This window comes from Janthinobacterium sp. GW460-12-1-14-LB5 (assembly GCF_059423585.1).
This window is the reverse complement of record NZ_JBWKYD010000017.1, coordinates 28,755-55,719: the sequence shown is the minus strand read 5'-3', so window position 1 is coordinate 55,719 and position 26,965 is coordinate 28,755. Positions and strand designations below refer to the sequence as shown.

Annotated in this window: 27 protein-coding genes; 19 read left to right on the top strand and 8 right to left on the bottom strand. The window is 63.0% G+C overall.

Annotation, left to right across the window (positions count from 1 at the left end):
• Positions 1-12 precede the first annotated feature (12 nt).
• Genes AC07X6_RS18290 through AC07X6_RS18270 form a run of 5 tightly spaced genes read left to right on the top strand, consistent with a single transcriptional unit; the run spans position 13 to position 4,735 of the window.
• Positions 13-852, top strand: coding sequence for an ABC transporter permease (locus tag AC07X6_RS18290; RefSeq protein ID WP_230539179.1), 840 nt, complete (start codon positions 13-15; stop codon positions 850-852).
• Positions 849-1,628 carry an ABC transporter permease gene (locus AC07X6_RS18285; RefSeq protein ID WP_230539178.1) on the top strand — a complete coding sequence of 260 codons (780 nt, stop codon included), beginning with the start codon at positions 849-851 and terminating at the stop codon, positions 1,626-1,628. Before AC07X6_RS18290 ends, AC07X6_RS18285 begins: the two co-directional genes overlap by 4 nt.
• A gap of 13 nt (positions 1,629-1,641) precedes the next feature.
• Complete coding sequence (locus tag AC07X6_RS18280; RefSeq protein WP_474293273.1) at positions 1,642-2,673, top strand: ABC transporter ATP-binding protein; 1,032 nt, start codon at positions 1,642-1,644, stop codon at positions 2,671-2,673.
• A gap of 18 nt (positions 2,674-2,691) precedes the next feature.
• Entirely contained in the window at positions 2,692-3,636 is a 945-nt protein-coding gene (locus AC07X6_RS18275) for a nucleoside hydrolase (RefSeq protein WP_494791926.1), read from the top strand.
• A gap of 28 nt (positions 3,637-3,664) precedes the next feature.
• Entirely contained in the window at positions 3,665-4,735 is a 1,071-nt protein-coding gene (locus AC07X6_RS18270; RefSeq protein ID WP_474293268.1) for an adenosine deaminase family protein, read from the top strand.
• A gap of 1 nt (position 4,736) precedes the next feature.
• Here the strand turns inward: AC07X6_RS18270 and AC07X6_RS18265 are convergent, their stop codons facing one another.
• Positions 4,737-6,119 (bottom strand): short-chain fatty acyl-CoA regulator family protein, encoded by a 1,383-nt coding sequence (locus AC07X6_RS18265; RefSeq protein ID WP_494791925.1) that lies wholly within the window; start codon positions 6,117-6,119, stop codon positions 4,737-4,739.
• 157 nt (positions 6,120-6,276) lie between these two features.
• On the opposite strand from AC07X6_RS18265, the gene AC07X6_RS18260 reads away from it, so the two are divergent.
• Genes AC07X6_RS18260 through mmsB form a run of 5 tightly spaced genes read left to right on the top strand, consistent with a single transcriptional unit; the run spans position 6,277 to position 11,789 of the window.
• On the top strand, positions 6,277-7,785 hold the full coding sequence (locus AC07X6_RS18260) for a CoA-acylating methylmalonate-semialdehyde dehydrogenase (protein WP_494791924.1): 1,509 nt from the start codon (positions 6,277-6,279) through the stop codon (positions 7,783-7,785).
• Positions 7,786-7,794: 9 nt separating this feature from the next.
• Positions 7,795-8,955, top strand: coding sequence for an acyl-CoA dehydrogenase family protein (locus tag AC07X6_RS18255; protein ID WP_494791923.1), 1,161 nt, complete (start codon positions 7,795-7,797; stop codon positions 8,953-8,955).
• Positions 8,952-9,737, top strand: coding sequence for an enoyl-CoA hydratase (locus tag AC07X6_RS18250; protein ID WP_494791922.1), 786 nt, complete (start codon positions 8,952-8,954; stop codon positions 9,735-9,737). The genes AC07X6_RS18255 and AC07X6_RS18250 overlap by 4 nt, the downstream gene beginning before the upstream one ends.
• Positions 9,730-10,863 (top strand): enoyl-CoA hydratase/isomerase family protein, encoded by a 1,134-nt coding sequence (locus tag AC07X6_RS18245; RefSeq protein ID WP_494791921.1) that lies wholly within the window; start codon positions 9,730-9,732, stop codon positions 10,861-10,863. Before AC07X6_RS18250 ends, AC07X6_RS18245 begins: the two co-directional genes overlap by 8 nt.
• 23 nt (positions 10,864-10,886) lie before the next feature.
• Entirely contained in the window at positions 10,887-11,789 is a 903-nt protein-coding gene (mmsB, locus tag AC07X6_RS18240) for a 3-hydroxyisobutyrate dehydrogenase (protein ID WP_230539170.1), read from the top strand.
• A gap of 186 nt (positions 11,790-11,975) precedes the next feature.
• Here mmsB and AC07X6_RS18235 read toward each other — a convergent pair whose 3' ends face one another.
• Both AC07X6_RS18235 and AC07X6_RS18230 read right to left on the bottom strand, forming a co-directional pair.
• Positions 11,976-12,560, bottom strand: coding sequence for a hypothetical protein (locus tag AC07X6_RS18235; RefSeq protein ID WP_230539169.1), 585 nt, complete (start codon positions 12,558-12,560; stop codon positions 11,976-11,978).
• Positions 12,561-12,596: 36 nt separating this feature from the next.
• Entirely contained in the window at positions 12,597-13,193 is a 597-nt protein-coding gene (locus tag AC07X6_RS18230; RefSeq protein WP_494791920.1) for a hypothetical protein, read from the bottom strand.
• 245 nt (positions 13,194-13,438) lie between these two features.
• On the opposite strand from AC07X6_RS18230, the gene AC07X6_RS18225 reads away from it, so the two are divergent.
• Together AC07X6_RS18225 and hrcA are read left to right on the top strand one after the other, a co-directional pair.
• On the top strand, positions 13,439-14,164 hold the full coding sequence (locus AC07X6_RS18225; protein WP_494791919.1) for an HAD family hydrolase: 726 nt from the start codon (positions 13,439-13,441) through the stop codon (positions 14,162-14,164).
• Between the two features lie 117 nt (positions 14,165-14,281).
• The gene (gene hrcA, locus AC07X6_RS18220) at positions 14,282-15,298 is read left to right on the top strand and encodes a heat-inducible transcriptional repressor HrcA (protein WP_230539166.1); all 1,017 of its coding nucleotides are present in this window, start codon (positions 14,282-14,284) and stop codon (positions 15,296-15,298) included.
• A 47-nt stretch (positions 15,299-15,345) separates the two neighbouring features.
• On the opposite strand, the gene fur is transcribed toward hrcA, so the two are convergent.
• Positions 15,346-15,777 carry a ferric iron uptake transcriptional regulator gene (fur, locus tag AC07X6_RS18215; protein WP_034745717.1) on the bottom strand — a complete coding sequence of 144 codons (432 nt, stop codon included), beginning with the start codon at positions 15,775-15,777 and terminating at the stop codon, positions 15,346-15,348.
• A gap of 195 nt (positions 15,778-15,972) precedes the next feature.
• Here fur and AC07X6_RS18210 point away from each other — a divergent pair, with 195 nt between their 5' ends.
• Genes AC07X6_RS18210 through AC07X6_RS18200 form a run of 3 tightly spaced genes read left to right on the top strand, consistent with a single transcriptional unit; the run spans position 15,973 to position 17,763 of the window.
• Complete coding sequence (locus AC07X6_RS18210) at positions 15,973-16,599, top strand: outer membrane protein assembly factor BamE (protein WP_494791980.1); 627 nt, start codon at positions 15,973-15,975, stop codon at positions 16,597-16,599.
• A gap of 19 nt (positions 16,600-16,618) precedes the next feature.
• Entirely contained in the window at positions 16,619-17,428 is an 810-nt protein-coding gene (gene dapB, locus AC07X6_RS18205; RefSeq protein WP_474293256.1) for a 4-hydroxy-tetrahydrodipicolinate reductase, read from the top strand.
• Positions 17,429-17,436: 8 nt separating this feature from the next.
• Entirely contained in the window at positions 17,437-17,763 is a 327-nt protein-coding gene (locus AC07X6_RS18200; RefSeq protein ID WP_494791918.1) for a barstar family protein, read from the top strand.
• Positions 17,764-17,816: 53 nt separating this feature from the next.
• Here the strand turns inward: AC07X6_RS18200 and AC07X6_RS18195 are convergent, their stop codons facing one another.
• Positions 17,817-19,064, bottom strand: a complete 1,248-nt coding sequence (locus AC07X6_RS18195) for a CaiB/BaiF CoA transferase family protein (RefSeq protein WP_494791917.1) — start codon at positions 19,062-19,064, stop codon at positions 17,817-17,819.
• Positions 19,064-20,242 carry an acyl-CoA dehydrogenase gene (locus AC07X6_RS18190; RefSeq protein WP_230539163.1) on the bottom strand — a complete coding sequence of 393 codons (1,179 nt, stop codon included), beginning with the start codon at positions 20,240-20,242 and terminating at the stop codon, positions 19,064-19,066. The genes AC07X6_RS18195 and AC07X6_RS18190 overlap by 1 nt, the downstream gene beginning before the upstream one ends.
• Before the next feature lie 161 nt (positions 20,243-20,403).
• Here AC07X6_RS18190 and AC07X6_RS18185 point away from each other — a divergent pair, with 161 nt between their 5' ends.
• Positions 20,404-21,303, top strand: coding sequence for a LysR substrate-binding domain-containing protein (locus AC07X6_RS18185; protein WP_494791916.1), 900 nt, complete (start codon positions 20,404-20,406; stop codon positions 21,301-21,303).
• A 6-nt stretch (positions 21,304-21,309) separates the two neighbouring features.
• Here AC07X6_RS18185 and AC07X6_RS18180 read toward each other — a convergent pair whose 3' ends face one another.
• Both AC07X6_RS18180 and AC07X6_RS18175 read right to left on the bottom strand, forming a co-directional pair.
• The gene (locus AC07X6_RS18180; RefSeq protein ID WP_494791915.1) at positions 21,310-21,702 is read right to left on the bottom strand and encodes a VOC family protein; all 393 of its coding nucleotides are present in this window, start codon (positions 21,700-21,702) and stop codon (positions 21,310-21,312) included.
• Positions 21,703-21,754: 52 nt separating this feature from the next.
• A complete protein-coding gene (locus AC07X6_RS18175) occupies positions 21,755-22,519 on the bottom strand; it encodes a DUF6597 domain-containing transcriptional factor (RefSeq protein WP_494791914.1) in 765 nt (254 codons plus the stop codon).
• 174 nt (positions 22,520-22,693) lie between these two features.
• Here AC07X6_RS18175 and leuS point away from each other — a divergent pair, with 174 nt between their 5' ends.
• The 3 genes from leuS to holA are packed head-to-tail and all read left to right on the top strand — an operon-like array spanning position 22,694 to position 26,953.
• Positions 22,694-25,333, top strand: a complete 2,640-nt coding sequence (leuS, locus tag AC07X6_RS18170) for a leucine--tRNA ligase (RefSeq protein ID WP_230539159.1) — start codon at positions 22,694-22,696, stop codon at positions 25,331-25,333.
• Positions 25,334-25,335: 2 nt separating this feature from the next.
• The gene (locus AC07X6_RS18165) at positions 25,336-25,926 is read left to right on the top strand and encodes an LPS-assembly lipoprotein LptE (RefSeq protein WP_230539158.1); all 591 of its coding nucleotides are present in this window, start codon (positions 25,336-25,338) and stop codon (positions 25,924-25,926) included.
• A 10-nt stretch (positions 25,927-25,936) separates the two neighbouring features.
• Positions 25,937-26,953 carry a DNA polymerase III subunit delta gene (holA, locus tag AC07X6_RS18160; protein WP_230539157.1) on the top strand — a complete coding sequence of 339 codons (1,017 nt, stop codon included), beginning with the start codon at positions 25,937-25,939 and terminating at the stop codon, positions 26,951-26,953.
• Positions 26,954-26,965: the final 12 nt, after the last annotated feature.

The following is a 26,965-nucleotide window of genomic DNA, read 5'->3' as shown; positions in this document are numbered from 1 at the left end:
GGAGAAAACACCATGTTTGCTGATCCAAAAAAGCGCCTGGGACTGCTGCTGGTCCTGCCGGCGCTGATCTTTATCGTCGTCTGCTTCCTGCTGCCCGTGCTGGCCTTGCTGGTCGACGCCTTCCGCGTCGGCGACGGCATGCAGTGGGGTGTCGACCGCTTCATTGAATTCTTTTCGCAGGAATTCAACCGCACCATCTTCTGGCGCACCTTGCGCATCGCCGCGCTGGTGACGCTCGCTTCCGTCATCCTCGGCTATCCAGCCGCGCAAGCCGTGGCACGCGTGTCGCCGAAGTGGCGCGGCCTGGTGGTCGGCATGATGATCCTGCCGCTGATGGTTTCGCCGATTGCGCGTACCTACGCCTGGATCGTCTTGCTGGGCCGTAACGGTGCCGTCAACGCGGCGCTCGTCAACATGGGTTTCACGGAAGAGCCGCTGCGCCTGCTGTTCAGCGAATTTGCCGTCTTTGTCGGCCTGCTGCAACTGCTGCTGCCGCTGATGCTGATGTCCTTGGCGGGCGCGCTGGAAAACCTGCCGCGCGACGTGGAACCGGCCGCGGCGACTTTGGGTGCGAATCCCTGGCAAGTGTTCTGCAAGGTCACCCTGCCGCTGACGCAGGAAGGCCTGGTGGTCGGCGGCACGCTGGTGTTTACGGGCTGCGTGACGGCCTACGTGACGCCGGCCCTGCTGGGCGGCACCAAGGTGCTGATGCTGGAAACGCTGCTGTACCAGAAGGTCAGCGTGGAAAGCGATTTCGGCGCGGCCAACGTCATCGCCGTCATCCTCGTCTGCATGACTTTGCTGGTCAACGCCGGCCTTAAACGTATTTCCTCGAGCCGGAGTTCCGTATGAAAGAAAGTGTCTTCTCGCGTGCCGTCCTGTGGCTCGTGTTCCTGTTCCTGCTGGGGCCTTTCGCCATCGTCGTGCTGGCCGGTTTTAGCGGCGGCGAAACGCTGGCGTTCCCGCCCGAGTCGTATTCGCTGCGCTGGATCCTCGAAGTGTGGTCTGCGCCCGAGTTCCGCCGCGCCTTCCAGACCAGCCTGGAAATCGGCCTGATTGCCACCGTCATCGCGCTGTTGCTGGGCATTCCCGTCGCGTATGCGTTTTCGCGCATGCCGCCGCCCGGCATCGGCGCCATCCGGCAAATCCTGACGTCGCCGCTGATCATTCCCGCCATCCTCGTGGGCCTGGGCTTGCTGCACCACCTGGTCCTGACGATCAATGCGCCCGTCTACGTGGGCCTGCTGATCGGCCATATCGCGCTGCTGATTCCGTACTCGGTGCGCGTCGTGTACGCCAGCCTGGTGAACCTGCGCGTGGATATCGAGGATGCCGCCATCACGCTGGGCGCGTCGCGCCTGCGCGCCTTCTTCATGATCGTGCTGCCGAATATCCGCAACGCCGTGATCGCCGCCTTCTTCCTCGCCTTCGTCACCTCGTTCAACCAGGTACCCGTCTCGCTGTTCCTGACGGGCCCCGGCATCAGCACCTTGCCGATCGAGATGCTGGGGCATATGGAAAACAGCTTCGATCCGTCGATCGCTGCCCTGTCGACCTTGCTGGTCTTGTTCACCATGGCCTTCGTGATGGTGACCGAGAAGGTGCTGGGCATTTCTAAATACATGTAAGAGGCAATACACGATGAGTTATCTGGAACTGCACAAGCTGAACCTCGGCTACGCCAAGAACACGACGTCCGTGAAAGACCTGGACCTGCACGTCGAGCAGGGCGAACTGATCTCGCTGCTGGGCCCCAGCGGCTGCGGCAAGACCACCACCATGCGCGCGATCGCCGGCCTGATGCCGCTGCAGTCGGGCCGCATCGTTTTGGATGGCCGCGAAATCGGCAAGCTGGCGCCGAACAAGCGCAATATCGGCATGGTGTTCCAGTCGTATGCCTTGTTCCCGCACTTGAATGTATACGACAACATCGCTTTCGGCTTGCGCCTGCGCAAGGTCGCGCCAGCTTTGTTGAAAACCAAGGTCGAAGCCGTGATCGCCGCCGTCGGCCTGACGGGTTTTGAAACGCGCTTGCCGGCACAGATGTCCGGTGGCCAGCAGCAGCGCGTGGCGCTGGCGCGCGCCATCGTCGTCGAGCCGGCCCTGCTGCTGCTCGACGAGCCGCTGTCGAACCTGGACGCCAAGCTGCGCGTGCAGATGCGCGCCGAGCTGCGCCGCATCCAGCGCGAACTGGGCATCACCATGCTGTACGTGACGCATGACCAGGAAGAAGCGCTGGCCCTGTCCGACCGCATCGTCGTCATGAACGGCGGGCGCATCGAGCAGCTGGCCGCGCCGGAAGCCGTGTTCAATACGCCGTCGACGCGCTTTGTGGCCAACTTCATGGGCTTTGAAAACCTGTTCGACTACCGCGACGGCGCGCTGCACCACGCGGGCGCCAGCCTGCCATACACGTCTCCCGTCGCTGCCGGCACCACGGTGCTGGGCTGGCGTCCGGACAAGGTGCGCGTCTGCGCGCCCGATGACGCGGCGGCTCACTACCCGGGCACCGTGCTGGCGCGCGGCTTCCTGGGCGACACCGTCGAATACCTGCTGCAAACCCCGCTGGGCCAGGTCAAGGGCATTTGCGCGGCCGGCGGCGCCGCCTGGCGCGAAGGCACTGCCGTGTCGTTCGTGCTGCCGTCCGACAGCGCCCTGTGCCTGGCCGCCTAACCTCGACTGGAAACCACCATGACCCAAGCCTTGAAAAAGATCTGGCTCGACACCGATCCCGGTTTCGACGACTGGCTGACGATGTTGCTGCTGGGCAGCAATCCGGACATCGAGTGGCTGGGCGTGAGCGTGGTGGCGGGTAATGCGCCCGTCGACATCACCTACGACAATGCCTTGCGCATCAAGGCCCATGACGGTTTGACGGTGCCGATCTACCGCGGCTGCGAAGAACCGCTGGCCGGCGTCATCGAAACGGCGCAGCGCATCCTCGGCGACAGCGGCATGCCGACGACGGGCGACATCCTGCCGCCTGGCGCCGCCAGTGACGCTGCCGGCCACGCCGTCGACGTGCTGATCGCCGCCGTGCGCGCCAACCCGGGCCAGATCACCATCATGGCGATCGCGCCGATGACGAACCTGGCCACGGCCTTGGCGCGCGCCCCCGATATCGCGGAAAAAATCGTCGAAATCATCCTGATGGGCGGCTCCACCGACCAGGGCAACCATACGGCGGCGGCCGAATTCAATATCTACGCGGACCCGGAAGCGGCCGCCCAAGTCTTCCAGGCCGGCATCCCGCTGCGCATGTTCGGCCTGAACCTGTGCCGCCAGCTCCTAGTGACGAATGCGGAAGTGGCACGCCTGCGCGCCATCGCCACACCGCGCGCCCTGCGTCTGGCCGGCTACCTGGAAGCGTACGTGCGCATCCGCAGCAGCGACGGCTCCGTGCCCATGCCCATGTACGACCCGGTGGTGGCCCTGTACCTGGAAGCGCCGCAGCTGTTCCAGTTCCAGAGCGCCCATGTGGCCATCGAATTGACGGGCGAACTGACGCGCGGCATGACGGTGTGTGAATTCCGCGTGCCGCGCCGCGCCGCCATCAACACGCAAGTGGCGATGCTGGCCGATGGCCCGGCCGCCATCGAGCGCCTGATGCGCCGCCTGGCGGCCATTCTCGTCTGACCTTTTATCCACTAACGAAGCGAGCTTCATGAGTAACCCTGCCGACACCCTGCCTGCCCTGAGCATCGAACAGTTTTTACGCGCCATGCCCAAGGTGGAACTGCATTGCCACCTGTTCGGCACGGTGCGCCAGGCTACTTTCCGCGCGCTGGCCGCCAAGACGGGCAATGTCGTCACTCCCGAGGAAATCGACGCGTTTTACACGCGCGGCGACAAGCCCGTCGGCGTGCTGCGCGTGCTGCGCGCGCTCGACGCGCACCTGATCGTCTCGCCGACGGACCTGTATTGCCTCGCCTACGAATACCTGGAAGACGTGCATGGCCACGGCGTGCGCTATGCGGAGTTCTTCTGGAACCCCACCGGCACCGTGCGCGTCTCGGGCATCCGTTACGAATCGGCGCAGGACGCCATCGTGGCCGCCATCCGCGACGCGCAGCGCGACTTCGGCGTGATCGGCCGCCTGATCCCCAGCATCGACCGCGAAGCCGCTCCTGCCGAAGCCGTGCAGATGGTGGAATGGATGAAGGCTTACCGCGCGCCGGAAGTGATCGGCATCGGCATCGACTACCGCGAAAACGACCGCCCGCCAGAATTGTTCATCGAGGCTTACCGCGCCGCGCGCGCCGCCGGCTTCAAATGCACGGCGCACGCGGGCGAGTTCGGCATGCCGTGGATGAACGTGGCGACGGCGATAGACGAATTGCAGGTGGACCGGGTCGACCACGGCTACACGATTGTTGATAATCCTCAATTGGCGCAGCGCTGCGTGGAGCGCGGCCTGGTGTTTACCGTGGTGCCGACCAATTCGTATTACCTGCGCACCCTGGCGCCCGAGCGCTGGGCGCTCGACCACCCGATCCGCGCCATGGCCAAGCTGGGCCTGAAGCTGCATCCGAACACGGACGACCCGACCCTGCACCACGTGACGCCGACGGGCGCCTGGATGATGATGCGCGAATTCGGCTTCGGCCTCGATGACATGCGCGGCTTCATGTTGAATGGCCTGGACGCGGCCTGGATCGACGAATCCACGCGGCGCGACTGGCGCGCGGAATTTGCGCGCGAATTCGACGCGCTGCGCGCAAGAGTCGCCGAGTAAATCAGGCCGACGCCGGTGGGGGGGCCAGCAGCGACGGAAACGCCCGCTGCGGGCAGCTTTGGCGCTCGCACACCTTGCAGCCCGTGCCGATGGGCGTGGCGCTGCTGGGATCGTGCAAATCGAGTCCCTTCGAATAGATCAGCCGGTGCGCCTGCGAGATGTCGCAGCCCAGCGCCACGGCGAAGGTCTTGCCCGGTGCGCGGAAGCCCGGCGACGCCGTGCTGACCTGGCGCGCGATCCATAAATATGTGCAGCCGTCGGGCATGCTGGCCACTTGCGTCAGTACCTGGCCCGGATGGCTGAAGGCGTCGTAGACGATCCACAACGGACACGTGCCGCCCACTCTTGAAAAGTGAAAATCCGTGGCCGACTGGCGCTTCGAGACATTGCCTGCGCGGTCGACGCGCACGAAGAAAAACGGCAGTCCCGCCGCCTCGGGGCGCTGCATGGTACTCAAACGGTGGCACACGGCCTCAAAACCCACGCCGAACTGGTGCGCCAGGCGCTCGATATCGTAGGCGCGCGTTTCCGCCGCCTGTAAAAAACGCTGGTAGGGCATCAAGAGGGCGCCGGCGAAATAATTGGAAAAGGCCAGGCGCGCGCCCGTTTGCGCGGCCGCGCCCGAGAGTCCCGCCGCCAGCACCAGGGCGTCGATCAGCTCGCTGTGCTCGAGCAGGCTGATTTGCGCCGCCATCTGGAAGGCGCGCTGGCCGCCCGTCAGGGTGTCTGGCAAAAACAGGATATGTTGTTGCGCATCAAAGCGGTGCTTGCGCACCATGCCCGCGTCGCCATCGGACAAGCGCACCTGGATGCCGTGGCGTTCCAGTAAACGCCCTTGCAGCGCGTCGAGCGTGCGCAGGGACGGATCGAGTTCGCCCGCCACCAGTTCGGCCGCCCGGTCCAGCTCATCGATGTAGTTTTGCCGCCTGTTCAGGTATTCGCGCACTTCCTCGTCCGTGGAGGGCGCCGCCGAGCTGGCGCCGCGGCTGCCGTCGTCGAGGCGCGCGGCCAGCGTATCGGCCCGCTCCGCCATCACGCGGTAGCGCCGCTGCAAGAGCAAGATCGAGCGCGCCAGTTCCGGCATGTTTTCCACCAGCATTTTCAGTTCGGCCATCGAGGTGGGCGGCGCGTCGGGCAATTCGCCGAATACGTCACGCACGTCCGCCACCAGGCTGGCGCTGTCGTGCTCGGAAAAGATTTGCGGATCGACCCCCAGCACCGTGCCGATGCGCAGCAGGATCGGCACCGTCAGCGGGCGCTGGTTGCGTTCCATCTGGTTCAGGTAGCTGGGCGAGATGCCCAGGGCCTTAGCCAGCGCCACCTGCGTCATGCGCCGTTCCTCGCGCAGCCGCTGCAGGCGCACGCCCATGAAAACCTTTGCCATCGCGTTTCCTCTTCCCCGTTTGTGGAATCTGCAAATTTACAATCTTTGCAGATTAACAGATTCAGCTTTGCATTATCTCGCATTTTCACGCCTTGTTTGCGCTGCGGATTGTGCGAATAATGCAAACAGACCTATACCCCCAACGAGGAGACACCGAGTGACCACGCAAACCACAATTCCGACCGTTCCACTGTTGATCAACGGCGAATGGGTTGAATCCCAAACCACCGTCTGGCGCGATGTCGTCAACCCCGCCACGCAGGAAGTCCTGGCCCGCGTACCGTTCGCCACGCCGGAGGAAGTCAATGCGGCCATCGCCTCGGCCCAGCGCGCCTTCAAAACCTGGCGCAAGACGCCGATCGGCGCCCGTGCCCGCATCTTCCTGAAATTGCAGCAGTTGATCCGCGAAAACATGGCCGACCTGGCCGCCACTCTGACGATGGAACAGGGCAAGACCCTGCTGGACGCGGAAGGCGACGTCTTCCGCGGCCTGGAAGTGGTGGAACATGCCGCCAATATCGGCACCCTGCAGATGGGCGAATACGCGCAAAACGTGGCCGGCGGCGTCGACACTTACAGCGTGATGCAGCCGCTGGGCGTGTGCGCCGGTATTACCCCGTTCAACTTCCCCGCCATGATTCCGCTGTGGATGTTCCCGATGGCAATTGCCTGTGGCAATACTTTCGTGCTGAAACCATCGGAGCAAGACCCGCTCGTGACGGAAAAACTCGTGCGCCTGGCCTTGCAGGCGGGCATCCCGGCCGGCGTGCTGAACGTCATTCATGGCGGCGAAGACGTCGTCAATGCCCTGTGCGACCATCCGGACATCAAGGCCATCTCGTTTGTCGGCTCCAGCAAGGTGGGCACGCATGTGTACCAGCGCGCCAGCCTGAACGGCAAGCGCGCGCAATGCATGATGGGCGCCAAGAACCACGCCGTCGTCTTGCCGGATGCTAATAAAGAACAGACCCTGAACCAGTTGCTGGGCGCGGGTTTCGGCGCGGCCGGCCAGCGCTGCATGGCTGCATCGGTGGCCGTGCTGGTGGGCGAGGCGCGCGAGTGGCTGCCGGAACTGTCCGCCAAGGCGCAAACCTTGACGGTCGGCGCGGGCAAGGACAATCCTGACCTGGGTCCCGTGATTTCCTGCGCGGCGAAAGAGCGCGTCTTCAGCCTCGTCGCCAAGGGCATCGAGCAGGGCGCCGTGCTGACCCTCGATGGCCGCGACGTGAAGGTCGATGGCTATCCAAACGGCAACTTCGTCGGCCCGACGATCTTGTCCGGCGTCAAACCCGGCATGGTCGTATATGACCAGGAAATCTTTGGCCCCGTCCTGATCGTCGTCGAAGTCGACACGCTCGATGAAGCGATTGCCCTGGTGAATGCGAATCCGAACGGCAACGGCACGGCCCTGTTCACGCAGAGCGGCGCGGCCGCGCGCTATTTCCAGGAAGAAATCGACGTGGGGCAAGTCGGCATCAACGTGCCGATTCCCGTGCCTGTTCCCCTGTTCAGCTTTACGGGTTCGCGCGGCTCCAAGCTGGGCGACCTGGGTCCGTTCGGCAAGCAAGTCGTGCTGTTCTACACGCAAACGCAGACGATCACCCAGCGCTGGTTTACGGATGCGGCGTCGGTGGGCAAGGTCAACACCACCATCAGCCTCAAGTAAGGAGCTGCCATGGACTTTGAATTGAGCGACGAACAGCGCGAGTTCCAGCAGGCGGCGCGCGCGTTTGCCGAAGGCGAACTGGCGCCGCACGCGGCCCATTGGGACGCGGAATCGATCTTTCCCGTGGAAACCATCGCCAAGGCGGGCGAGATGGGCTTTTGCGGCCTGTACACGCCGCAGCGCTGGGGCGGCCTGGGCCTGTCGCGCCAGGACGCGGCCATCGTCTTCGAGGAGCTGGCCGGCGGCTGCACCTCGACCACGGCCTACATCACGATCCACAACATGGCTACCTGGATGCTGTCGCGCTGGGGATCGGAAGCCCTGTGCGACGAATGGGTGCCAGCGCTGGCCGCCGGCCAGAAACTGGCCAGCTATTGCCTGACGGAACCGCAGTCCGGTTCGGACGCGGCATCGTTGCGCACGAAAGCCGTCAAGGATGGCGACTTTTATGTGCTCGACGGCACGAAAGCGTTTATCTCGGGCGCGGGCCAGACGGACATGCTGATCGTCATGGCGAGAACCGGCGTCGAGGGCGCGGCGGGTATTTCCGCCTTTGCCGTGCCGGCGAACTTGCCCGGCATCGTGTACGGCAAGAAAGAAGAAAAGATGGGCTGGAACAGCCAGCCCACGCGCATCATCAGCTTCGACCAGGTAAAAGTGCCTGTCGGTAACTTGCTGGGAGCGGAAGGCGAAGGCTTTGCCATCGCCATGAAGGGCATCGATGGCGGGCGCATCAATATCGCCGTGTGCTCGGTGGGCACGGCGCAGGCGGCCCTCACGCGCGCGCAAACGTATATGAAGGAGCGCACGCAGTTCGGCCGCGAGCTGGCCCAGTTCCAGGCCTTGCAATTCAAGCTGGCCGACATGCTGACGGAACTGGTGGCGGCACGCCAGATGGTGCGCCTGGCGGCCTGGAAACTCGACCAGGAAAGCCCGGATGCGACGGCGTATTGCGCCATGGCAAAACGTTTCGCCACGGATGTGGGTTTTAATGTCGCCAACGATGCGCTGCAATTGCATGGCGGCTACGGCTACATCCGCGAGTACCCGCTCGAGCGCCACGTGCGCGACACGCGGGTACACCAGATCCTGGAAGGGACGAATGAAATCATGCGCCTGATCGTCGCGCGAGCGATTCTGAAAGATGGCGCCACGGAGACCTTACGATGACTAAAGTGTATACCAATCTGCTGCTGGAGCGCCGTGGCCATACGGCCCTGGTGACCCTCGACAACCCGCCCGCCCATACCTGGACCCTGGCCAGCCTGAACGCGCTGAAAGAGCTGGTGGCCGACCTGAATGCGGACGCCGACGTGTACGCGCTGGTGATCACGGGCGGCGGCGCCAAGTTCTTTTCGGCCGGCGCCGACCTGAACGTGTTTGCCGACGGCGACAAGGATATGGCTTTTAATATGGCCGCCGCCTTTGGCGAGGCCTTCGAGGCGCTGTCCGCGTTCCGCGGCGTCAGCATCGCTGCCATCAATGGCTATGCCATGGGCGGCGGGCTCGAATGCGCGCTCGCTTGCGACATCCGCATTGCCGAGGAACACGCGCAGATGGCCTTGCCGGAAGCCTCCGTCGGCTTGCTGCCGTGCGCGGGCGGCACGCAGCATTTGCCGTGGCTGGTGGGCGAAGGCTGGGCCAAGCGCATGATCTTATGCGGCGAGCGGGTCGATGCGGCCAAGGCCCTGGCCATCGGCCTCGTCGAGGAAGTCGTGCCAACCGGCAAGGCTGCCGCCACGGCGCTGGCGCTGGCGGCCAAGGTGGCGCGCCAGAGCCCCAGCAGCGTGACGGCGTGCAAGACCCTGATCCAGGGCGCGCGCAGCCATCCGCTCGTCAATTCCCTGCCCGATGAACGTACCCTGTTCCTGGGCTTGTTCGATACGCAAGACCAGAAAGAGGGCGTGCAGGCGTTCCTGGAAAAACGTCCGGCGGAGTGGAAGAATGGCTGAGACCGTTAATATTGTTGAAACTGTGAAAATCGAGGAACGCGACTGTCCCGGCGGCATGAAGCTGGGCGTCATCACCCTCGACGCGCCCAAGTCCTTGCACGCCCTGACCCTGGAGATGATCCGCGCTATCGATGGCGCCCTCGTGCGCTGGGCCAGCGACTCTGCCATCGCCTGCGTGGTGCTGCAATCGTCGACGGACAAGGCCTTTTGCGCGGGCGGCGACGTGCGCAGCCTGCGCACGGCCATCGTCGAGCAGCCCGGTGTCGTGCCGAACCCGCAGGCGCTGGCTTTCTTTGCCGAGGAATACCGGCTCGACCACCGCATCCATACCTATGTGAAACCGCTGCTGGTGTGGGGCGGCGGCATCGTCATGGGCGGCGGTCTGGGCCTGATGGCCGGTGCCAGCCACCGTGTCGTGACGGAAAGCACGCGCATCGCCATGCCGGAAATCACCATCGGCCTGTTCCCCGACGTGGGCGGCAGCTGGTTCCTGGGCCGCATGCCGGGCCGCAGTGGCCTGTTCCTCGGCTTGACGGGCGCACCGATGAACGCGGCCGACGCGCTGTTTGCGGGCCTGGGCGACTATTTCCTGCGCCAGGACGAGCGGAACATGGTGCTCGACGCGCTGGCGCTGGCGCAATGGCAAGTGGATGCGCCCGCGAACCACCAGCAGCTGAGCCGCTTGCTGCGCGGCTTCTCGGCTCCCGCATCCATGTTGCCCGTCTCCGAAGTGCGCGCCAACTTCGACGCCATCGCCGCGCTGACGCAAGCGCCCACTTTGCCCGAAGTGGTGGCCGCCATCGCCGCGTATGACGGCGACTCGGCCTGGCTGCAAAAGGCGGCCCACTCGCTGGACAAGGGCGCGCCCACTTCGGCCGCCCTGGTGTGGGCCATGCGCGAACGCACGCGCCACATGAGTCTGGCGCAAGTGTTCCAGCTGGAACTTATTGTCGCCGTGCAGTGCTGCGCCCATGCAGACTTCAGCGAAGGCGTGCGTGCTTTGCTGATCGACAAGGACAACGCGCCGCAGTGGCAGCCGGCCAGCCTGGCCGAGGTCAGCGCAGCGTATCTGGATGAATATTTCAATGCGCCGTGGAGTACGCATCCTTTGGCGGATCTGCATTAAAAGAACAACAGGAGACTTCAACAATGCAACATATCGCTTTTATCGGCCTGGGCAACATGGGCGCGCCGATGGCCCGCAACCTGGTGGCCGCCGGCTTCCACGTGTCCGTGTTCGACCTGGCGCCGGCGGCCGTGGCGTCGCTGGTCGAAGCAGGCGCCACGGCGGCCGCATCCGCCAGCGCGGCCGTGCAGACGGCTGACGCCGTCATCACCATGTTGCCAGCCAACAAGCACGTGCAGGAACTGTACCTGGCGGCCGGCGGCGTGCTGGACTCGGCCAAGCCGGGCGCCCTGTTCATCGATTGCAGCACCATCGCCGCCGACGTGGCGCGCCAGGTGGCGCAGGCGGCCAGCGAGCGCGGCTTTGCCATGATCGATGCGCCCGTCTCGGGCGGCACGGCGGGCGCGGCGGCCGGCACCCTGACCTTCATCGTCGGCGGCAGCGAAGCGGCCTTGCAGCAGGCGCGGCCCCTGCTGGAAAAGATGGGCAAGAATATCTTCCATGCGGGCGAGGCGGGCGCGGGCCAGGTGGCGAAGATTTGCAACAACATGCTGCTGGGCATTCTGATGGCGGGCACGGCCGAGGCGCTGAACCTGGGCGTGGCGCATGGCCTCGATCCGAAAGTGTTGTCCGACATCATGGCCAAGAGCTCGGGCCGCAACTGGACCCTGGAAGTGTACAACCCGTGGCCCGGCGTCATGGACGGCACGCCCGCTTCGCGCAATTACACGGGAGGCTTCGGCACGGCGCTGATGCTGAAGGACCTGGGGCTGGCGCAGCAGTCGGCCTTGTCGGCGAATGCGCCCACGCCCCTGGGCGGGCTGGTGCGGCAGCTGTACCAGATGCATGCGCAAGCCGGCTATGCGCAGCAGGATTTCTCCAGCATCGTGCAGATGCTGCAGCCGGGCTTGAATAAACCCGTTTGAGGAATTCTGGGCAAAAAAAAGCCCGCTGGTAAAAGCGGGCTAAATCCAATTCTTGGAAGAGTTGGAGGAGACAGATGCATTATGCTGCATCGCCACATATAACTCCAATTTATCTTTGGAATATCAAATATAGATTTCCATGATATCTCTTCCCGGTAGCCGCGCAGCGGCTACCGTTGCCGCAACTTAGGCCGGATTGCAGACGATCTTCACCGTCGTCACATTCGCTTCGCCCATGGTGCCTTTTTCTGTACCTGGCACCAGGTCGCACTTCAGCCCCTTAGGCTGGGTTTCGGAGACGCTGATGCCATAGGTCTCGCCATAGGCGACGGAGCCGTTCATGGTAAAGGTCGTGGCGTCCTTGGCCACCGTGGTTGTCGTACTGCCGTTAATCAACACCAGGCCCTCAACGGTCAGGCCGGAAATCGTGCCGCCCACGGTATATCGGTTTTGCGAGCAAGTAACAGCGGCGCTGATATTGATGTAATGACCAGCCGACCCGGAACCACCGCTGATGCCGCAAGTCATGTGGGCCGGTTGTTGCTTGAAGGTGATGTTGTACTCGGTGCCGTAGTCGATGCGCTTTTTAAAGGTAAACGAGGTCTTGCCGGCTTCAATCGAGAGGTCCTCGCCGCCATTGGCCAGGATCAGTCCTTCATTGTTCAAGCCGGAGATCGTGCCGCTGACATCGTACGAGGCCTTGCCGCCGCAAGCGGCCAGTCCCAGGGTCAGCAGCAGTGCGGCCAGTGGGCGCAAGCAGGATAACTTCATGTAATTCTCCAAAAAATAGGTGACGGATCGCAAGGATTACTGCGGCGTGCAGTCAAGTGTGGCCGCGGTCGTGGCGGCAGAACCCATCGTGCCGACCGTATCGCTGGCGTCGGCACTCTTTGAACCCTGGAAGCGGCACGTCAGGCCAGTTGGCTGAGTCAGTATGGAAATACCATATGCGGCGCCGTCATTAACGCTGAATTCGTAGGTGGTGGCGCCAGTCAGTGGGCTGATGCCGTTGGGGCCCATTACCAGGCGCAAGCCGTCGGCGCTCAAGCCCGTGATGGCGCCTTTCAGCGGGTAGGAGTTGGTCTTGCAGCTTACGACTGCCGTGCTCACGGAATAGCTCGATGCCTTGCCGACGCCATTGGCAATGGTGCAAACGGCACCCTTGGGCTGCTGGGCGATGGTGATGTCGTAGCGGTCATCGGTCTTGAGCAGCTTGGTGAAAACAAACTGGCCCTGACCCGCGGGGATTGCCAAGCGCTCCCCGTCATTCAAGAGAATCAGGCCGTCCTTGGCCAGGTCGCTCACTGTGCCTTGCAGATACAGGTTGCCGCCGCTGCCGCCGCAGGCTGCCAGTGTGACGGCGCAAGCCGCCGCCAGCATCGAGCGCAGGTACAAATTTTTCATACATTCTCCAAAACGAATTAGGTTGGGTAGCGCAACGCGGACGCTGGCGCCGCATTGGAATGGCGCCTATTTTAGTCTATCTGGCAAGCTGGATGACCTTGCCTTGTATCACCCTGTAACAATTTTTCGCCGGGAAGCGTTGGCCCGGCCCCATTTCACGGGGGCGCAGCCATGCCGGCGGCGGCGATCGGTGCGACAATAGCTACACCCTGCGCACCGTGACGCAGCATCCCATTGTGAGTCCCATGTCCCTTGCCCCTGTAAAAACCGCCGTGCCGCCCAAGGCCATCCTGTTCGACCTCGACGATACCTTGTGGCCCATCGCGCCCGTGATTGCCGCCGCCGAAAGCCTGTTGCACGACTGGCTGGCCGCGCATGCGCCCAAGGTGGCGCAGCAGTTCTCCAGCGAGATGCTGCGCCAGCACCGCCTGGCCATGCTCAACGAGCAACCGCATTTCCATGGCAACCTGATCGAGTTGCGCCGCGCCGGCCTGCTGGCCGCCTTCGAGGCAGCCGGCGAGGATGCCGCCCTGGTCGACGGGGCCATCCTGCAATTCCTGGCCGCGCGCAACCGCGTCCAGCCGTATGAGGACGTCTTGCCTGGCCTGGCCTGGATGCGCCAGCGCATGCTGGTCGGCTCGATCTCGAATGGCAACGCGGACCTTGAAATTATCGGTTTGGCGCAGCATTTTAAAGTCTCCATCGCCGCCAGCGATTTCGGCGTGGCCAAGCCCGACGCCAGCATCTTCCTGGCCGGCTGCGCCGCGCTGGGCGTGGCGCCGCATGAAGCCGTGTACGTGGGCGACGACCTGTATTTCGATGTGACGGGAGCGCAAGGGGCGGGCATGCGTGCCGTCTGGATGAACCGCAAGGGCAGCGACGCCCATCTGGCCGCCGGCGTGCAGCCCGACGCCATCTGCGCCAACTTTGATGAATTGCTGCTGTGGCTGCAGGGGCAACTGGAAGATTGATCGCCGCTGGCCGGGCGAACGTGCATAATAGGCGCTGTTGCCGCACGTTCGGCCGCTTTCGTTGCCGCTTGCTTAACAATATGCTTATCTAAAGAATATTTGCTTACCTAAAACACCATGCAACTCGATACACGTGCCCAAACACTGCTGAAAGCCCTGGTCGAGCGATATATCGCCGACGGCCTGCCGGTCGGTTCGCGCGCCTTGTCGAAAATTTCCGGCCTCGACCTGTCGCCGGCCACGATCCGCAACATCATGGCCGACCTGGAAGAGCTTGGTTATGTCTCCAGTCCGCACACCTCGGCCGGACGCATCCCGACGCCGCGCGGCTACCGCATCTTTGTCGATACCTTGCTCACCGTCCGGCACCTGGACGAGCACGTGGTGGAATCGCGCATGCGCCTGCAGACGCCGCAACCGCAAAAGACCATCGCCAACGCGGCGCAGATGCTGTCGTCGCTGTCGCAGTTTGCCGGTGTCGTGCTCAGCCCGCGCCGCGAATCCGTGTTCCAGCAAATCGAATTCCTGCGCCTGTCGGAAAAACGCATCCTGCTCGTCATCGTCGCCCCGGGCGGCGACGTGCAGAACCGGTTGTTGCTGACGGAAGCCGACTATACGCCCGCGCAACTGGTGCAATCGGCCAATTACATCAACCAGAATTATGGCGGCCTGTCCTTCGACGCCGTGCGCGTGCGCCTGCAGGGCGAATTGCGCCAGTTGCGCGACGATATGGGCAGCCTGATGCAGGCGGCCGTGGAGGCGGGCAGCGAAGCGATGGCCGACCATAGCGACGACATGGTCATTTCCGGCGAGCGCAACTTGCTCAGCGTGAGCGATCTGTCATCGAATATGCATTCGCTGCGCCAGATGTTCGACATGTTCGAGCAAAAAACGGGCTTGATGCAGTTGCTCGACGTGTCGAGCAAGGCGACGGGCGTGCAGATTTTCATCGGCGGCGAATCGAACCTGGTGCCGATGGATGAAATGAGCGTGGTGACGGCGCCGTATGAAGTCAACGGCAAGATCGTGGGAACGCTGGGAGTGATCGGACCGACCCGCATGGCTTACGAGCGGGTCATTCCGATTGTCGACATCACCGCTAAATTACTGTCGAGCGCACTCAGCCAGCATTGATGCAGCTAAGCCGCCCCGTGGGAGCGGCCGGCGGAATGTGTCAGACGTCAGGCGGTTTTGTGCGGGCAAGCCGTCTTGGTGCAGTTGCCGTAGATCGCCAAGGCGTGTTCGGCGATCTTGAAGCCGCGCTCTTCGGCCACTTTTTGCTGGCGGATTTCGATTTCTTCGTCGAAGAATTCTTCGACCCGGCCGCAGTCCAGGCACACCAGGTGGTCGTGGTGGGAGCCTTCGTTGAGTTCGAAAATCGCCTTGCCGGTTTCAAAATGGTTGCGGTTGAGCAAGCCTGCCTGTTCGAATTGCGTGAGGACGCGGTAGACAGTTGCCAAGCCGACATCCATATTGTCGGCCAGCAGAATCTTGTAGACGTCTTCCGCGGTCAGGTGGCGTACCGGGCTACTCTGGAAGATATCGAGTATCTTCAGCCGTGGCAGGGTGGCTTTCAGGCCGCTTGCCTTGAGATCACTAGGATTGTTACTCATGTTTGTTGCTCGTATGTGGGTCAGGTGCTTTATCATATAGCGTTTTGTCGGGGAGTGCCAAAATATGCATTTTTTGGCGGGCCGGTCACTCCTGGCGTTTTGTTCATCCAATTGAGGTCATTTATGCGCGTAACACCGGCTGTATTGCCATCTCTCTGGCACCGTATTTCATTTCGAGCACCAGTCGTGGCAGGCATGGTCTGTGTCGCGCTGATGGCGTCTGGCTGCGCCAGCCGTGGCATCCTGGGCGAAAAGCCAGCCATCACCCAGAAAGAGGGCAAGGAAGTCGTTCCTGAAAAAGGCGCGCAGACGACCACCATTACGCCGCTGCAGAAATTCATGTGGTTTTTCTCGCCGTATCGTCCTGACATTCAGCAAGGCAACTTTGTCTCCGAAGAAATGCTGGCCCAGCTGAAAGTGGGCATGACGCGCGACCAGGTGCGCTTCGTCCTCGGCACCTCGCTGTTGACCGATATCTTCCATGCCGACCGCTGGGATTATCCATTCCGCCTGGCCCGGGGCAGTGGCGAAACCACCAGCAGCCGCGTGGTCGTGTACTTCGGCAAAGATGGCAAGGTTGAACGTTTCGAAGGCGGCAACTTGCCGACCGAGAAAGAATACATCGACCGCATCGCCGGCCCGTCGCCATTCGCCAAGGTTGCCAAGGCCGACGTGCCTGCCGCCGCCGTGCCATCGCCCGTGGCGCCGAGCGCCGTGCCCGTGCCGGCCGATGCCGCCCCTGCCATTCCTGTGAGCAAGCCTGACGTTGCGCCGGCGCCCGCCGCCGAGCCAGCACCTGCGCCTGCCGAACCCACCAAATAAGTTGTTGTAAGAGAATAAAATGACTGAACTGAAAATTGCCATCGCTGGCGCCAGCGGCCGCATGGGCCATATCCTGATCGAAGCGGTCAGCAATGCGCCCGACGCCGTGCTGGCTGGCGCCCTCGACCGCGCCGGCTCGCCGTCCGTCGGCCAGGATGCCGCCTCCTTCCTCGGCAAGCCTGCCGGCGTGCTGATTGCATCCGACCTGGCCACCGGCCTGGCCAATGCCGATTACCTGATCGACTTCACGCGCCCCGAAGGCACTTTGCAGCACCTGGCCTACTGCGCCGAGCACGGCATCAAGATGATCATCGGCACCACCGGTTTCGATGACGCGGGCAAGGCGGCCATTGCCGCCGCCGCCGAAAAGACGGCCATCATGTTCGCGCCGAACATGAGCGTGGGCGTGAATGTCACCATGAAACTGCTGGAACTGGCCGCAAAAAGCCTGTCCGAAGGCTACGATATCGAAATTATCGAAGCGCATCACCGCTTCAAGGTCGACGCGCCGTCGGGCACTGCCCTGCAAATGGGGGAAGTGGTGGCCGGCGCCCTGGGCCGCGACCTGAAGGAATGCGCCGTGTACGGGCGCGAAGGCGTGACGGGCGAACGCGACCCGTCGACCATCGGCTTTGCCACCATCCGCGGCGGCGATATCGTCGGCGACCATACGGTGCTGTTTGCCGGCATCGGCGAGCGCATCGAGATCAGCCACAAGTCGAGCAGCCGCGTCACTTACGCCCACGGCGCCCTGCGCGCCGCGCGTTTCCTGGCAGACAAGCCGACGGGCCTGTTCGACATGCAGGACGTGCTGTCGCTGAAGAACTGAGGAAGACCATGGCCACTGCCATCCTGAATGGAAAAGATATCACCGACGAAGCGAGCTTTCACGCGCAATGCGCGCAAGCCTTCGGTTTCCCCGAGTTCTACGGCAACAGCATGGATGCCTGGGTCGATTGCCTCAGCTACTTGCGCGACGATGAAAACATGACGCAGTTCCGCCTGAAGCCGAACGAAGTGCTGGAAATCGTGGTGCAGGATGCTGATGCAATGAAGGCGCAAGTGCCTGATTTACTGGAAGAAATCACGTTCTGTATCGCCGGCATCAATGAACGCTATGACGATTACGGTGAAAAACCGGCGTTGAAATTGACGCTGAAGTAATCCTGAAGAAATAAAGAACGCCGGACAGTTTTGCAACTGGCCGGCGTTTTTGTTTAGACGACCTTGCGTTCGCGCAAACCGTCGATCTGGCTGCCATCGAGGCCCAGCCACTGCTGCAGCACCTCGTTCGTATGCTGCCCCAGCAACGGCGGCGGCAAGCGGTATTGCACCGGTGAAGCCGACAAGCGCACGGGATTGGCCACCAGCGCAACAGTCCCCGCCGTCGGATGCGGCATTTCCACTTTCAAGCCACGTGCCACCACTTGCGGGTCGGCAAAGACCTGGTCGATGCGGTTGACGGGGCCGCACGGCACGGCTTGCGCCTCGAAAGCGCTGATCCATTCGGCCGTCGTGCGCATGACCGTGGTCTGGCGCATCAGCGGAATCAGGATCGCCCGGTGCGCCACGCGCTGCGGATTGGTGGCGAAACGTTCGTCCTGCGCCCATTCCGGATGGCCGGCGACGGCGCAAAAGCGCGAGAATTGCCCATCGTTGCCGATCGCCAGAATCATGTCGCCATCGGCCGTGGGAAAGTCTTGATATGGAACAATGTTCGGATGCGCATTGCCCATGCGCTGAGGTACCTTACCGCCGCACAAGTAATTCGCCGCCTGGTTGCCCAAGGCCGCCACTTGCACGTCGAGCAAGGCCAGGTCGATATGCTGGCCCAGGCCCGAGCGCTCGCGTTCTGCCAGCGCCGCCTGTACGGCGATGGTGGCGTACAAGCCCGTCAGGATGTCCGTTTGCGCCACGCCCACTTTTTGCGGCCCGGCGCCCGGCTGGCCATCGGGCACGCCCGTAATGCTCATCAAGCCGCCCATGCCCTGGATGAGGAAGTCATAGCCGGCGCGCGCCGCGTACGGCCCATCCTGGCCGAAACCCGTGATGGAGCAGTACACGAGGCGCGGGTTGAGCGCCAGCAAGCTGGCAGAGTCCAGGCCATATTGCTTCAAGCCATCGAGCTTGAAATTTTCCAGCAGCACGTCCGATTCGGCCGCCAGCTGGCGCACCAGCGCCTGGCCTTCGGGCGCGGCCAGGTCGATGCACAGCGAGCGCTTGTTGCGGTTGGCGCACTGGAAATAGGCGGCTTCGGCCGTGTCGCGGCCATCCTCGTCCTTCAGATACGGCGGCCCCCAGGAGCGCGTGTCGTCGCCGCGACCCGGCTGCTCGACCTTGACCACGTCGGCGCCGAGGTCGGCCAGCATTTGTCCGGCCCACGGGCCGGCCAGCACGCGCGACAGGTCCAGCACGCGCAAGCCGTTCAACGGCGCGGGCCGCAGGGTGGAAGCCAAGGCGTCCATTAGTTGAAGGCGGCGATGCCGGTGATGGCGCGGCCGATGATCAGCGCGTGCACATCGTGCGTGCCTTCATAGGTGTTGACCACTTCCAGGTTGACCAGATGGCGGATGACGCCGAACTCGTCGGAAATACCGTTGCCACCCATCATGTCGCGCGCCACGCGGGCGATGTCGAGCGCCTTGCCGCAGCTGTTGCGTTTCATGATCGAGGTGATTTCCACGGCGGGCGAACCCTCATCCTTCATGCGGCCCAGGCGCAAACAGCCTTGCAAGCCCATGGTGATTTCCGTCAACATATCTGCCAGTTTCTTTTGTACCAATTGATTCGCAGCAAGAGGGCGGCCGAATTGCTGGCGATCCATCGTGTACTGGCGCGCCTTCAGGTAGCAGTCCTCGGCCGCGCCCAGCGCGCCCCAGGCGATGCCGTAGCGGGCGCTGTTCAGGCAAGTAAACGGACCTTTCAGGCCGCGCACGTCGGGGAAGGCGTTTTCTTCCGGGCAAAATACTTCATCCATGACGATTTCACCGGTGATGCTGGTGCGCAAGCCGACCTTGCCGTGGATTTCCGGCGCCGACAAGCCTTTCCAGCCTTTTTCCAGGACGAAACCGCGGATCGCGCCTTCATCGTCCTTGGCCCAGACGACGAACACGTCGGCGATGGGGCTGTTGGTGATCCACATCTTGGCGCCGGAGATACTGTAGCCGCCTGGCACCTTGCGCGCGCGCGTGACCATGCTGCCAGGGTCGGAGCCGTGGTTCGGTTCCGTCAGGCCGAAGCAGCCGATGAATTCGCCCGTCGCCAGTTTCGGCAGGTATTTCTGTTTGGTTTCTTCGTTGCCGAAAGCGTTGATCGGCACCATCACCAGCGACGATTGCACGCTCATCATTGAGCGGTAGCCCGAATCGACGCGCTCGACTTCGCGCGCGGCCAGGCCGTAGCAGACGTAGTTCAGGCCGGCGCCGCCGTATTCTTCGGGAATGGTGGTGCCCAGCAAGCCCAGTTCACCCATTTCGCGGAAGATGGCGGCATCCGTGCGGCCATGGCGGAACGATTCGAGAACCCTGGGCACCAGGCTGCCCTGGCAATAGTCGCGCGCCGCTTCCAGCACGGCGCGTTCGTCGCCCGTCAGTTGTTCTTCCAGCAGCAGGGGGGAATTCCAGTCGAATACGGTTTTGCTCATCACAGGCCTCGCAGGTGAGCGCCGGTGATCGGCGCAAGATTGAATATGGCTCATGGTAGGTTCTTGCCTAGCCTTGCGCAAACGATTTATTCGCACCCAGACATGCGTGTGACGCATATCTTGCGGCATACTGGCGTTTCTTTTCCTTCCTTTGAGATGCCATGTCGCGAAAAATTCCCATGCTGCAAGCGCTAAATTGCTTCGAGGCGGCGGCGCGGCACCAAAGCTACACGCATGCGGCGCGCGAACTGTCGCTGACGCAAAGCGCCGTCTCGCGGCAGATATCCTCCCTGGAAAGCTTTCTTGGTGTGCAACTATTCCAGCGCACGCGCCATGGCGTGCTGCTGACCAGCGCCGGCGCCGCGTATGCACGCCAGATCGCGGCCCGCCTCGATGGACTGGAGCGCGACACGCTCGATACGATGGCGCGCCAGGGCGGCGGCGGGGCGCTGCAGCTGGCCTCGGTGCCCACGTTCGCCACGCGCTGGCTGATGCCGCGCCTATCGACACTGGCAGGCTTGCACCCCGACATCGTCGTGCATATCGATGCCTATACGAAGCCGTTCATGTTTGCCGATACGGAATACGACGGCGCCCTGTACGCGGGCACGCCCGAGCAGCTGGCGCGCTGGCCCGGCACGCGCGCCACCTTGCTCATGCATGAAGAAATCGTGCCCGTCGCCAGCCCCCGTGTGCTGGCGGCGCGCAGCGTCTGGCAGCCGCAGGATATGCTGGCATTGACGTTGTTGCAGCAAAGTACGCGGCCTGGCGCCTGGCGCCAATGGTTTGACGCCATGCAGGTCGAAGGAGAAGGGGCGCGCTACGGCGCCCGCTATGAACTGTTTTCCATGCTGGCCATGGCGGCCGTGCAGGGACAGGGCGTGGTCTTGCTGCCCCGTATGCTGGTGGAGGCGGAACTGGCGCGTGGCGAGCTGCGCATCGTGTGCGAGCGCCCACTGCGCGGCCAGCGGGCATATTACCTGATTACGCCCGAGGCGGCGCATGAAAAGCTGGCCTTGCAGCAGTTCCGGCTGTGGCTGCAAGGCGAAGCTGCCGTTTAATGCAACTTAACGTACCTTGGCCGTATCGAAGTGGGGATTGTCGATCAGGCCGATCTGGTTGCCGAACGGATCGAGCAATTCCACCGTGCGGATGCCGTCGCCCACGTCCGTGATCGGATGGTGCAGGGTGCCGCCCAGCGCGACGATGCGTTCGACTTCCTGCTCGATGCCGTCCACGCCCCAGTACGTCACGCTGCCCTGCGTGCCGGGCTGGCCGTCCGGCAGCAAGCCCAGCTCGAAGCCGCCGATGGCAAAGCCGACATAGAAAGGCTGGTCGAAATACGGCGTGGCATTGAATACCTGGCTATACCAGGCCTTGGCCTGGTCCAGGTCGGGGACGGGATAGGTGACGGTGCGCAAGCCCTTGATCATGTTCTGCTCCTGTTGGTTGAAATGCATGACGCCATCATGCCACCGGCGCGCGCCGCGCGATTGGAAAAATGGAAGGTGCTCATGCGCGCCGGTCCGTCAGCCAGGCCTCGGGCGAACTGCGGGCGAAATCCTGGAAGTCGTGGATCAGATGCGACTGGTCGAAATAACCGTATTGCAAGGCCACTTGCGCCCAGTCCGGCTGCTGCGGCAGGTTTTTCAAGCCAGTGCTGGCGGCCCGGAAACGGCAGATGCGGGCAAACAGTTTCGGGCTGATGCCGACTTGTCGCCGGAATTGCAGCGCCAGGTGCTGGCGCGACACGCCCAGCTGCTGCGCCAGGCCATCCACGCGCAACATGCCGTGCGCGCCTTCGATGGCGGCAATGGCATGTTCGGCGACGCCGGCCGGGCGCAGCGGCGGTCCCTGGCGCAGGCGCAGCAGCAGGTAATCTTGCAAAATGGAAACTCTTTGCGCGTTGGACAAGGGGTCGCTCCACAGCGCGTCACCGAGGCGCGCCGCCAGGTCGCGGCCCCACAGCTGCCGCAGATCAGCACGTCCATCATTGAGTTCGCACAGGGGCAACTGGAAGAAGCGCGCCGCCGCGCCTGGCTTGAAGCGGGCCGCCACCGTCTGCACGAGCCCTTGGCTGACGACGGCAATCGGCGCCGTCATCATGCCGACGGCAAAGCTGGCGTCCTGCTGGTCCTGGCACAGGATGTCGATGCAATTGTCCGGCAAGACCTGGTGCGTGAGGGGCGTGGCGCCCGTCTGCACGCGGCAGGTCCAGACGCAGTCCAGCCATGGCCGCAGGGCGGGGATGGGGGCGACTTCCTGGTAGATGATCATGGCCGGCTTTGATGCAAAGAACAAGATTGTGTATATATCACACAGCATAATTGTGCGCTCGCAAAAATATGCCGGCCCGGGCTGCCAGGGCGCCGCGCTATCGGGCCGCGACAACCAGTATAATGCTCGGTTCATATCCACTATTGGCCGGGCCACGCTGGTCGCACATCCATTATGCAAGATAAATATAGTCCCGCCGACGTCGAACAAGCCGCCCAATCGCACTGGAAGGCGATCGACGCCTATAAAGCCGTCGAACACGACCCGCGTTTCCCAAAAGGCAAGTATTTTGCTTGCTCAATGCTGCCTTACCCTTCGGGCAAGCTGCACATGGGTCACGTGCGCAACTATACAATCAATGACGTGATGTACCGCTACCTGCGCATGAATGGCTACAATGTGCTCATGCCGATGGGCTGGGATGCGTTCGGCATGCCGGCGGAAAATGCGGCCATGGCCAACAACGTGCCGCCCGCGCAATGGACGTATTCGAACATCGCCCATATGAAGCAGCAGATGGAATCGATGGGCCTGGCCATCGACTGGTCGCGCGAAATGACCGCCTGCAAGCCCGAATATTACAAATGGAACCAGTGGATGTTCCTCAAGATGCTGGAAAAAGGCATCATCTACAAGAAGACGGGTACCGTGAACTGGGACCCGATCGACCAGACCGTGCTGGCCAACGAACAAGTCGTCGACGGCAAGGGCTGGCGTTCCGGCGCGCTGATCGAAAAGCGCGAAATCCCCATGTACTACGCGCGCATCACCGATTACGCGGAAGAGCTGCTGGCGTATGTGGACGACAAGCTGCCGGGCTGGCCAGAGCGCGTGCGCATCATGCAGACCAACTGGATCGGCAAGTCGACGGGCGTGCGTTTCGCCTTCCCGCATGAGATCAAGGACGCGAACGGCGCCCTGATCGGCGACGGCAAGCTGTATGTATTTACCACCCGTCCGGACACCGTCATGGGCGTGACCTTCTGCGCCGTGGCCGCCGAACACCCGCTGGCCATCCACGCCGCGCAAGGCAATCCTGCGCTGGCCGCCTTCAATGCCGAATGCAAGCTCGGCTCCGTCATCGAGGCGGACATGGCGACGATGGAGAAGAAGGGCATGCCGACCGGCCTGTTCGTCACGCATCCGCTGACGGGCGCGCAAGTGGAAGTCTGGGTCGGCAACTACGTGCTGATCACCTACGGCGACGGCGCCGTGATGGGCGTGCCGGCGCATGATGAACGCGATTTCGGCTTTGCCAAGAAATACAATCTGCCGATCAAGCAAGTGATCGAAGTCAAGGGCCAGGAATTTTCGACAGACGCCTGGCAGGAATCGTATGGCAGCAAGGACGGCGTCTGCGTCGCCTCCGGCAAATACGACGGCCTGCATTTCGCTTCCGCCGTCGATGCGGTAGCCGCCGATCTGGCGGAACTGGGCCTGGGCGAGAAGAAAACCACGTTCCGCCTGCGCGACTGGGGCATCTCGCGCCAGCGCTACTGGGGCACGCCGATCCCGATGATCCACTGCGCCGACTGCGGCGTGGTGCCGGTGCCGGAAAAAGACTTGCCGGTAGTGCTGCCGGAAGACTGCGTGCCGGACGGCACGGGCAATCCGCTGAACAAATACGAAGCCTTCCTGCAGTGCGACTGCCCGCAGTGCGGCAAGCCGGCGCGCCGCGAGACGGACACCATGGATACCTTCGTCGATTCGTCGTGGTACTACATGCGCTATACCTCGCCAGGCTCGAACGACGCCATGGTCGACGCGCGCAACGATTACTGGATGCCGATGGACCAGTACATCGGCGGCATCGAGCACGCCGTCATGCACTTGCTGTACGCGCGCTTCTGGACCAAGATCATGCGCGACTTCGGCCTGGTCAAGTTCGACGAGCCATTCGTCAACCTGCTGACGCAAGGCATGGTGCTCAACGAAACGTACTTCCGCAAGGACGCGGCGGGCAAGACCACCTGGTTCAACCCGGACGACGTGCGCCTGTCGCTCGACGACAAGGGCCGCCCCCAAAGCGCGATCCTGGTGGCCGACGGCCAGCCGGTGGAAATCGGCGGCACGGAAAAAATGTCGAAGTCGAAGAACAACGGCATCGACCCGCAAGCGCAGATCGAGCAGTATGGCGCCGATACGGCCCGCCTGTTCACCATGTTCGCCTCGCCGCCGGAACAGACGCTGGAATGGTCGGGCAGCGGCGTCGAAGGCGCGAACCGCTTCCTGCGCCGCGTGTGGAACTTCGGCTACGCCCAGTCGGCCACGATTCAGGCCGCACTGGCTGGCGCTGCCGCACCGGCCACGGGCGACGCGCAGAAAAATCTGCGCCGCGAATTGCACAAGCTGCTGCAGCAAGCCGATTACGACTTGAAGCGTATCCAGTACAACACCGTGGTGTCGGCCTGCATGAAGATGCTCAACACGCTGGAGTCGGCCAAGCTGGACGACAGCGCGCAGTCGAAGGCGCTGATCGCCGAAGGCTTCTCCATCTTCCTGCGCCTGTTGAACCCTGTCGCGCCGCACATCACCCACGTGCTGTGGCAGGAACTGGGTTACGCTGGCGTGCACGGCGACCTGCTCAACGTCGCCTGGCCGCAAGTCGACCCGGCCGCATTGGAGCAGTCCGAGATCGAGATGATGATCCAGGTGAACGGCAAGCTGCGCGGCTCGATCACGGTGTCCAAGGATGCGGACAAGGCCAGCATCGAAGCGGCCGCGCTGGCGTGCGAAAGTGTGCAGAAGTATGTCGAGACCACGCCGAAGAAGATCATCGTCGTGCCAGGCAAGTTAATCAGCATCGTGGTGTAATCATGACGACTTCCTCTTCCGTATCGCTGTTGGGCCGCCGCGCCATGCTGGCGTTGGGTCTGACGGTTCTGCTGTCGGCTTGCGGCTTTCACTTGCGCGGTTCGAACGGCAGTTTCATGCTGCCGTTCGCGACGATGTATATCGGCTTGCCCGAGACGTCGCCGCTGGCGATCGGCTTGAAGCGCTATATCCGCGCCATCGGCAGCACGGAGGTGGTGAACACCAAGGATGGCGCCGACGCCGTGCTTGAAGTGCTCAGCGACCCGGAGAGGAACCGTACCAAGACCATTTTGTCGCTGAACAAAAATGGCCGCGTGCAGGAATACCAGCTCGGCTATTCGATCAACTTCCGCGTCGTCGACAAGGCCGGCAACCAGTTGCTGGCGCCGACCACCATCAATCTGGTGCGTCCGATCACCTTCGACGAGTCGCAGGTGCTGGCCAAGGAGACTGAGGAAGCAGCGCTGTACCGCGACATGCGCAACGACCTGGTGCAGCAGATCATGCGCCGCCTGGCCGCCATCAAGCCGGTGCTGCCGGCCATGTCGGTGGCGCCCGTGGCGCCGGTCGCGCCGGCAGCCCCGCAGCAGTAACGGGGACGCCATGCAATTGCGGATAGACGCGCTCGATGGGCATGTGGCCAAGCCGCTGGCGCAGCTGTATGTGATCACCAGCGATGAACACCTGCTGGCGCTGGAAGCGGCCGACAAGATCCGCCGCGCGGCGCGCGCGCAGGGTTATTCCGAGCGCGACGTGCTGACGGTGGAGCGCAGCTTCAAGTGGGGCGAATTGCTGGCGGCGAACCAGGAGCTGTCGCTGTTCGGTGACAGGAAAATGATCGAGCTGCGTATCCCCACCGGCAAGCCGGGCAAGGATGGCGGCGCGGCGCTGCAAAGCTATGCGAAAAATCTCAGTCCCGACAACCTGACCCTGATCACCTTGCCCAAGCTGGACTGGGCCACGCAGAAGGCGGCCTGGGTCGCCAGCCTGCAGCAGGCTGCCGTGTATATCGAGATTCCGAATGTGGAGCGGGCGCAGTTGCCGGCGTGGATATCCCAGCGCCTGGCTGCGCAGGGGCAAAGCGCCGAGCGTGCCAGCATCGACTTCATCGCCGAACGGGTGGAGGGCAATTTGCTGGCGGCGCACCAGGAAATCCAGAAACTGGGCTTGCTGCACGCGGCGGGCAAGCTGACGTACGAACAAGTGCAGGACGCGGTGCTGAACGTGGCCCGCTACGATGTCTTCAAGCTGTCCGAAGCCATGCTGGCCGGCGACCCGGCGCGCCTGGTGCGCATGCTCGAAGGCTTGAAAGGCGAGGGCGAGGCGCTGCCGCTGGTCTTGTGGGCCGTTTCCGAGGAAATCCGCACGCTGTTAAAATTGAAGGCCGGCATGGCGCAAGGGCGTCCATTGGGTGCGTTGCTGAAGGAATACCGCATCTGGGGTCCGCGCGAGCGGATGATGGAACCGGCCCTGCGGCGCATTTCGCTGCCCGTGCTGGAAGCGGCGCTGCAGCAGGCGGCGCAAGTGGACAAGATGATCAAGGGCTTGCGCGCCAAGGGCTACGCGGGCGATGCCTGGGATGCCATGCTGCAGCTGGGCCTGAAGATCGCCCGAGGCTAGTTTTTTACTATA